The sequence below is a fragment of the Psychrobacter sp. 1U1 genome, assembly GCF_051847535.1.
Classification (GTDB): Bacteria; Pseudomonadota; Gammaproteobacteria; order Pseudomonadales; family Moraxellaceae; genus Psychrobacter; species Psychrobacter saeujeotis.
This window is the reverse complement of record NZ_JBPYDD010000012.1, coordinates 20,314-28,168: the sequence shown is the minus strand read 5'-3', so window position 1 is coordinate 28,168 and position 7,855 is coordinate 20,314. Positions and strand designations below refer to the sequence as shown.

Genomic DNA, 7,855 nt, shown 5'->3' with positions numbered 1-7,855 from the left:
TCATCGCGCCAATGGTAGTGTGGCTCCGGCCATGTGAGAGTAGGTCATCGTCAGCTCTCTATTCCTAAAAAGCCCCCGCAACGTTGTTGTGGGGGCTTTTTTTAGCTTCATTTTATCTAAAATTACTATGTGTAGTATTCCACAAACACTATTTAATCATAATTAAATTTTGTAGTTACTAACGTTACTATATTTTATCAGATAATCAGTATATTGACTCAAAATGATTTGACTTATATCATTATAGCTGATAATTTCAAATGTAATCTTTATCTATAAGTAATAATTGCTTTACGATGTGATAAAAAGTATTGTTTATGTATATACTTAAAATATAGCTTCAAATCTATTATATTTTAAGTTTTATATAATTATTCACTCGAAATTCTTTCTTTCCATATAATTATCAAAAGGAATTGATAATGAAGTTAGCTCCTCTTTTTTCAATAGGTGCCTTAGCGGCCATGAGTATCATAGGCTGTTCTAATCAAACATCTGAAAGTACTGATGCTTCATCAGCTTCTTCCAAAGAAACCACTGTTTTGCGCTTCTCGCATTTTTGGCCAGCCACTTCTTCTATCAGCAAGGAAGTATTTGAACCTTGGGCCAAACAGATTGAAACTGATTCTGATGGTCGATTAAAAGTCGAGCTCTACCCCTCAGCAGGTCTTGCTAAAGCTGATGTCACTTATGAGTCTGCTGCAAAGGGTACAATCGATATAGGTTCTCAAGCACATGGTTATACCAATGGTCGTTTTCCTTTAACTCAAATTACTGAGCTTCCTGGTTTGTCTAATTCGGCTACTCAGATGGGTTGTATGCTACAAACTTTATATGATGATGGTACGCTTGCTGGTGAATATGAAGATTCACATCTGTTATTCATGTATGGTGCTGGACCTGGTTCTCTACATACTACTGATAAATTAATCCGTACACCTGAAGATATGAAAGGCATGCGCATTCGCAGACCTTCAGCAGTCGCTGGTGACATTATTGAAAGCGCAGGTGCTTCACCTGTCGGCTTACCCGCTAACGACATGTATACTTCTTTACAGAGAGGTGTTGTGGACGGACTTAGTTTCCCATGGGAAGCAGTCACAGCTTTTAAGATTGATGAAATAACGAAGTATCATACTAACATTCCTTTTTATAGTTCAGCACTTATGGTTACTATGAATAAAGATAAGTATGAAAGTTTACCTGATGATTTAAAACAGGTACTTGACAATAACTCAGGTATGGCGCTTGCTAACAAAGTCGGTGAAGTTTTTGATAAGCATGATGAGATGGCCATACAAGCAGCTAAAGACAAAGGCGATGAAATCGTTGAAATACCCGATCCTCTAAACGACCCTGACTGGAAAGGTCCTCTATTAGACGGTACTAAGAAATATTTGGCCGACGTCAATGCTTTAGGTTTGGATGCCGATGGCGTATATGAGAAAGCCAAAGCTGCCAGCGCTGCCTGTAAAGTCTAACCTATTAAAGGCAATCTCCCATGGCATTTTTAGTCAACCTCAGCACTCTCATCTCAAGGCTGTGCCAGTTTATTGGCGGCATCAGCCTAATCATCATTGTCTTAACCACTATGCTTGATGTCATTGCCCGCTATGTCTTCAAGCTTACGGGCGGCGAGTTTGGTTTTACTGTCAAAGGTAGCGTCGAGATCGTCTCCTACTTCATGTTATTTGCGCTACTGGCCGCCTTTGCCGCCTTCGTCGAGCGCTCACAGATCATCGTCGACGTCTTCACCCAAAAGATGTCACAAGCCCTTAAAGGCTACATGATGGGCGTGTTCATGATAGGTTTTTTTGTCATCGGTCTCGTCTTTACTTGGGGACTGTATGAAAGCGCCATCGACGCCATCGAATTTGGCAAAGTCACCCAAGATTTGCGCATCTCCATGATGCCCATCTACGCCATCAGCGCCTTCTTAAGTTTACTGCTGGCCATACGCTCCCTAATCGAATCCATCAACATCTTTAAAACAGGCGAATTCTTTGACGCCGAGGAGACAGGCGCATGAGTCCAGAAATGATTGGCGCCATCGGCCTATTGGTCATGATTCTATTGGTTGTCATACGTGTCCCAGTTGCTCTTGCCATGCTTGGTGTTGGCCTGGTTGGCTTTGGCGCTGTTACCTCAGCCGGTGGCGCTTTGCAGATGCTCAAAGACATCCCCGTCGACGTCTTAGCAAAGTACGACTTTAGCGCCATACCTTTATTTATTTTAATGGGCGTCTTTGCCACTCACTCAGGGATGGCCGGCAAACTCTTTGAAGCTACCCGTACCATCTTTGGCGGTGTCAGAGGCAGTCTTGGTATCGCTGGTATCGGCTCCTCCGGCATCTTTGCCTCCATTTCAGGTTCTTCTTTAGCCACTGCCTCCACTATGACCAAAGTGGCCCTGCCGCAAATGGAGAAATACGGCTATCAGCCAGGCTTTGCTTGTGGCATCTTGGCTGCGGGCGGTACGCTTGGCATTATGATCCCGCCCAGTATCGCCTTACTGGTTTATGCCATCCTAACCCAGCAGTCCGTTGGTGACATGTTTATCGCAGGCTTCTTGCCCGGCATGCTTGGCATGCTCATGTACTCGATCACTGTCATGATCATGGTGCGCTGGAAACCGCACTTGGCTCAGCGCGGCGAGTCAACCTCTTGGAAGGCCAAGCTACTCTCATTGACAGGATTGATACCGTTCACCTTTATCTTTATTGTGATCATCGCCGGTATCTTCTTTGGTCTGTTCACCCCAACAGAGGGGGCTGCAGTTGGGGCGTTTGTTTCTTGGGCCTATGCTGCTGTCAAAGGCATGCGTATGGAGGGACTAAAGCAGTCATTGATTGAAACCTTGGCGTTGTCTGCGGTGGTGTTCTTTATGCTACTTGGGGCAGAGGCACTTGGCTACTTTGTCTCAGTCTCTCGCCTGTCTTATTCGTTAGCGACGTGGATTGGGGGACTTGCGGTCAGTCCGATGATTGTTTTAATCTGTATTTTGTTTATGTACTTTTTACTTGGGTTGTTTATGGATGCCCTTGCGATGCTGGTGATCACTATTCCCGTGGTGTTCCCAATTATCTTGGCCCTTGGGTTTGATCCGGTGTGGTTTGGGATTATTGCAGTGTTGACGGTGGAGCTTGGTCTTATCACGCCGCCCATGGGGATGAATATCTTTGTAATTAAGGCGATGGCCCCGCATATCAAACTATCTGATATGTTTCGTGGAGTGGCACCGTTTATTGTCTCTGATGTCATTCGCTTGGTTATTCTGGTTGCGTTCCCAGCGATCTCTTTGGTGCTGCTTGGTTAAAGCTGATGAATAATAAGCTTTAGAATTAATCTCTTTAGGCCATATCGTTATTATAACGGTATGGCTTTTTTGTGGATTTTGTATAAGACTGTTTACTCCAATGCTACCTTGTTAGATTTAGATGGTAATGCTCAGACAAATGATTAATAGTATTTAACATCTTAATTTTACTAATTAAATGATATTGGCGTATCAGTTCTTAAGATTATAAGAACACTGAAGATGTAGTAAACTGGTCACCTAAAATGTTGAATATATGAAATATTATAAGTAGAGATAGTCATGGCAGTTGATTTTAGTAATACCTTGATAGTTGCAATTTCTGCAACAGCGCTATTTGATTTATCAGAATCAGAAAACCATTTATTGCAATTGTTGCAACAAAGGCCTGATAATGCCGTCAAAGAATTTCGTGATTATATGGCAGTACGTGAGAATGATGATTTGAACATAGGTGCAGGTTATCCGCTCATTCAGGCTCTTCTTAATTTAAACAACTACAATCAGCCACCAATAGATTCAGATGTTGAAGCCCCTTTAGTAGAAGTTGTTATTGTCTCAAAAAGTAGCCCTGATACTGGTATTCAAGTACTCAATGCCATACGCGCTCATGGACTAAATATATCACGTTCAGCTTTTATCTCTGGCAGTCCGGTTGCACCTTATATTGCAGATTTTAAAGTAGACCTATTTTTGACTACCAATCGTGACGACGCGCAACAAGTTGCAGATGCTAATATCTGTGCTTGTGCGATACTTGATGCCACGCCTGTAGATACCTATGAGCTTGATACTGAGCAGTTGCGTATAGCTTTTGATGGCGATGCTGTACTGTTTGACGATTCAGGAGAGTTGTTATATAAGCAACAAGGTTTGCAGGCTTTCCATGAACGTGAAGCATTGATGCGTGATTTGCCGATTGAGAAAGGTCCTTATGCTGAACTGTTAATTAAGCTTTCAAGCTTACAGGAACGTTTACCAGCACGGCTCGATCATTGTCCAATAAAGATTGCGCTAGTGACAGCTCGTAATGCACCCGCTGATTTACGCGCTATCAAGACGCTACGTGAGTGGGGCGTAGATGTTGATATGGCATTTTTCTTAGGAGGGCTTGAAAAAACAGCAGTACTTAAGACCTTTGCACCGCATATCTTTTTTGATGACTCCATTCAGCATATTAACGCGGCTCGTCACTTTGTTCCTACTGCATTGGTGCCTTATCACTCAACGTCTTTACTATATGCTAATAGTTATTTAACTGCTAACAAAGATACTTCGCTATTACCCTTTACCTCCGCACAGCCTGTTATTTCTTCTGTAGACCATTAATATAAAGTTAAAAGAGAGGATCAAAGATGAGTTGGCGACAAGTATTAGCATTGGTGATGGTTCGACTTAAGCAGGTTATTGGCTTATATGCTTTTGTACTTGTACCAATGTGGGGGATGTTTTTTTTAAATGAGTTTGTATTATTTGGACTGTGGAATATTTTTGGTATTGTGCCACGTGCATTAGACATAGGCAGTATGATCGGCATAGTTGCTTCATGGACAATGCATGGTAATTTTTCTCACTTACTCGGTAACACAGTAACCTTATTACAGATTTTATTTTTGTTTGGGTTTTTTGAAAACAACGCTTATCGCACCGTTTTTAAATTGGTTGTCGCCTCAGGAGTAGTTACGTGGGTCATTGGTTCGCCATTATCCATACATATCGGTGCTTCAGGGCTGTGTTTTGCCATGCTCGGCTATATGATAGGGGGAGCCTTATTCGCTAAGCGTTGGGGTTACTTACTGGCCTGTATTGTCATGGGAACAGGTTATTGGCTTATTATCAAACAAGGACTGATGCCACAGTCTGGTATCTCTTTTGCCGCGCACTTTGGCGGTTTATGCGCCGGCTTGCTATTAGGAGCAAACTCGAAGCATCATTATACGAGTACGACCGTTCGTAGTTAGGCTTTAGTGGGGCAGACGCTGGTATATAGTAGCTCATCTTTTGCCAAGTCTCGCCATGCAGTTGTTTGTCTCACATGCTCATCAATTGTAAGCGTACTGCCTTTTTCTGGTAGTACGTAATCTGCACGTGCAGGAACACTACAGTCTATAACTTGTGGAATTTTCTGCACACTCCTACGTCTTTCAAACAAATACAAATTGACCAAATATATATCCGAGTTGTCCAGCTGTACGCTCGCATTATCAACATCTGCTGCTATAAAGCGTAATATTTGTGGTTTAACGTAAGACCATGGACGAAACCATTCTGTACTTTCAGCTGTTTTAATAACGGTTACACCTTCAGGGAGCTTAGCGACTTGCTGATGATACCAGTTATATTCTTGATGAATCTGAAAACTAAAGATACCAATAGCGGCAAATAGAGGGATTAGCCATTTTGGTGCGCGTTTACCAGCCAATTTACTGAGGTGAGTTATGATAAGTGCTAATCCAGCCATACCAAAGGCAGCAGCTATGGTGGCAATAAACTCAAAAAGCATAAAATATTCCTTAACATAATAGCCATGTTTGATAAGAGGCATCTAACAAAGTAGAACATATCAACTCTTGTGAGATAATTATTAATTATGAGATAAAAAAATCACTCACAAGCAGTTACTGCCTGTGAGTGATATATAATAACAAAGCATATATCATTGTACGTAAGACTAGTGATCTATTGCACCACCAGCACCGCGCGGAGAACGTACGCTCTCAACCAATTCTTGAATATGCATCGGTGGAGGCGCAGTAGCGTAAGATACCACAAAGGCTACGATAAAGTTAAGTAGCGCACCAATCGCACCAAATGATAATGGCGAGATACCAAACAACCAATATTCAGCAGTATCAGGGAAGTTGGCAGTACCACTAATAAAGAACCAGCCTTTGAAGACAAATATGTAAACCAAGGTCGTAAGTAGGCCGGTAAGCATGCCACAAATAGCGCCTAAGTTATTAATGCGCTTGGAGAAAATACCCATCATTAGCGCTGGGAACAGTGAGGCACCTGCAATACCAAAAGCCAATGCAACGACCTGTGCGGCAAATCCAGGTGGATTTAGTCCGAGCCAAGTAGCCACAACAATAGCGACCGCCATAGAGATACGAGCGACTTGTAACTCACCTTTATCAGTGATGTTTGGATTTAAGTTACGTTTGATTAGATCATGACTAATGGCTGATGAAATTGCGAGCAATAGACCTGCTGCTGTCGATAATGCTGCTGCCAGGCCACCTGCAGCAATTAGACCAATAACCCAAGGTGGAAGCTGTGCAATCTCAGGATTCGCCAATACAATGATATCATTGTTGACATCAAGCTCGTTACCAGCCCAGCCAGCATCAGCAAAGCGACCATCAAGCTCTTGATCATGAGCGTCTTGTGCTTTTGCTACCGCCGCAGTAGCTGCAGCAACGTCGCCTCCTTCAGATTCAGCTGCTGCTAATGCCAACTTAGCATTACCAAGACCACTATCAAAGTATCTTTGAATACGGCCATCGTTATTTAGATCATTATACTTAATGAGACCTGTATCTTCCCAAGTTTTCATCCAATCAGGACGCTGATTGTACTCAAGCGCAGGCTGATCAACCCCTTGCGGGTAAATAGTATCGTTTAAGTTTAGACGCGCCATAGCACCAACTGCAGGGGCTGTAAAATATAGCAAAGAGATAAACACTAGCGTCCAACCTGCAGTCCAACGCGCATCAGCCACCTTAGGTACAGTGAAGAAGCGAATGATAACGTGCGGTAGACCTGCTGTACCGATCATAAGCGACAAGGTAAATAACACCATATTAAGCTTATTAGGCACATCAGCAGTATAAGCTTCAAAACCTAAGTCAACCACGATCTGGTCAAGCTTAGTTAATAATGGAATACCTGATTCTACGTGTGTTGAAAATAAGCCTAATCCTGGAATAGGGTTACCAGTTAGCTCAAGTGAGATGAAGACCGCAGGGATAGTATATGCAATCATCAAGACCACATACTGCGCAACCTGTGTATAAGTAATCCCTTTCATACCACCTAGTACGGCATAGAAGAAAACCACGACAGCAGCAATAATCAGACCCGTATCATTCTCAACTTCTAAAAAGCGTGAGAAGGCAACACCAGCACCTGTCATCTGACCGATAACGTATGTGGTAGACGCCACAATCAAACAAACCACGGCAATCATAGCTGCAGTCTTAGAATAAAAGCGATCGGCAATAAAATCAGGAACGGTAAACTTACCGAACTTACGTAAGTAAGGAGCAAGTAACATGGCTAGTAGAACATAACCACCAGTCCAACCCATTAAATAAGTGGACGCACCATAGCCACCTGCTGCAATAAGACCTGCCATAGAGATGAAAGACGCCGCACTCATCCAATCAGCCGCGGTCGCCATACCGTTGACGACAGGGTGAACGCCGCCGCCTGCCACATAGAACTCACTGGTCGTCCCAGCTCGAGCCCAAATAGCAATACCGAAGTAGAGCGCGAAAGATAGCCCTACAAAAATAATATTAATGACATACTGACTCAT

At 42.9% G+C, this 7,855-nt stretch carries 7 protein-coding genes; 5 read left to right on the top strand and 2 right to left on the bottom strand.

What is annotated here, in order from left to right:
- Nucleotides 1–422 precede the first annotated feature (422 nt).
- The 5 genes from ACS8FB_RS13360 to ACS8FB_RS13340 all read left to right on the top strand — a co-directional run bounded on the left by ACS8FB_RS13360 (nt 423) and on the right by ACS8FB_RS13340 (nt 5,276).
- Complete coding sequence (locus ACS8FB_RS13360) at nt 423–1,481, top strand: TRAP transporter substrate-binding protein (protein ID WP_299221686.1); 1,059 nt, start codon at nt 423–425, stop codon at nt 1,479–1,481.
- 20 nt (nt 1,482–1,501) lie between these two features.
- A complete protein-coding gene (locus tag ACS8FB_RS13355) occupies nt 1,502–2,029 on the top strand; it encodes a TRAP transporter small permease (protein ID WP_439263612.1) in 528 nt (175 codons plus the stop codon).
- Nucleotides 2,026–3,315, top strand: coding sequence for a TRAP transporter large permease (locus ACS8FB_RS13350; RefSeq protein ID WP_439263610.1), 1,290 nt, complete (start codon nt 2,026–2,028; stop codon nt 3,313–3,315). The genes ACS8FB_RS13355 and ACS8FB_RS13350 overlap by 4 nt, the downstream gene beginning before the upstream one ends.
- Before the next feature lie 282 nt (nt 3,316–3,597).
- The gene (locus ACS8FB_RS13345) at nt 3,598–4,644 is read left to right on the top strand and encodes a 5'-nucleotidase (RefSeq protein ID WP_299221694.1); all 1,047 of its coding nucleotides are present in this window, start codon (nt 3,598–3,600) and stop codon (nt 4,642–4,644) included.
- 26 nt (nt 4,645–4,670) lie between these two features.
- Nucleotides 4,671–5,276: a rhomboid family intramembrane serine protease gene (locus ACS8FB_RS13340; RefSeq protein ID WP_299221696.1), complete on the top strand. Its 606-nt coding sequence runs from the start codon at nt 4,671–4,673 to the stop codon at nt 5,274–5,276.
- Here ACS8FB_RS13340 and ACS8FB_RS13335 read toward each other — a convergent pair.
- Both ACS8FB_RS13335 and ACS8FB_RS13330 read right to left on the bottom strand, forming a co-directional pair.
- Nucleotides 5,273–5,818 carry a hypothetical protein gene (locus ACS8FB_RS13335; RefSeq protein ID WP_439263607.1) on the bottom strand — a complete coding sequence of 182 codons (546 nt, stop codon included), beginning with the start codon at nt 5,816–5,818 and terminating at the stop codon, nt 5,273–5,275. The two genes, ACS8FB_RS13340 and ACS8FB_RS13335, sit on opposite strands and share 4 nt — an antisense overlap.
- Nucleotides 5,819–5,986: 168 nt before the next feature.
- Complete coding sequence (locus ACS8FB_RS13330) at nt 5,987–7,855, bottom strand: sodium:solute symporter family protein (protein ID WP_439263605.1); 1,869 nt, start codon at nt 7,853–7,855, stop codon at nt 5,987–5,989.

Bases quoted from the DNA above. Each gene is read 5' to 3' on its own strand.
- ACS8FB_RS13360 (WP_299221686.1), top strand. From the start codon at position 423: ATGAAGTTAGCTCCTCTTTTTTCAATAGGTGCCTTAGCGGCCATGAGT.
- ACS8FB_RS13355 (WP_439263612.1), top strand. From the start codon at position 1,502: ATGGCATTTTTAGTCAACCTCAGCACTCTCATCTCAAGGCTGTGCCAG.
- ACS8FB_RS13350 (WP_439263610.1), top strand. From the start codon at position 2,026: ATGAGTCCAGAAATGATTGGCGCCATCGGCCTATTGGTCATGATTCTA.
- ACS8FB_RS13345 (WP_299221694.1), top strand. From the start codon at position 3,598: ATGGCAGTTGATTTTAGTAATACCTTGATAGTTGCAATTTCTGCAACA.
- ACS8FB_RS13340 (WP_299221696.1), top strand. From the start codon at position 4,671: ATGAGTTGGCGACAAGTATTAGCATTGGTGATGGTTCGACTTAAGCAG.
- ACS8FB_RS13335 (WP_439263607.1), bottom strand. From the start codon at position 5,818: ATGCTTTTTGAGTTTATTGCCACCATAGCTGCTGCCTTTGGTATGGCT.
- ACS8FB_RS13330 (WP_439263605.1), bottom strand. From the start codon at position 7,855: ATGAGTCAGTATGTCATTAATATTATTTTTGTAGGGCTATCTTTCGCG.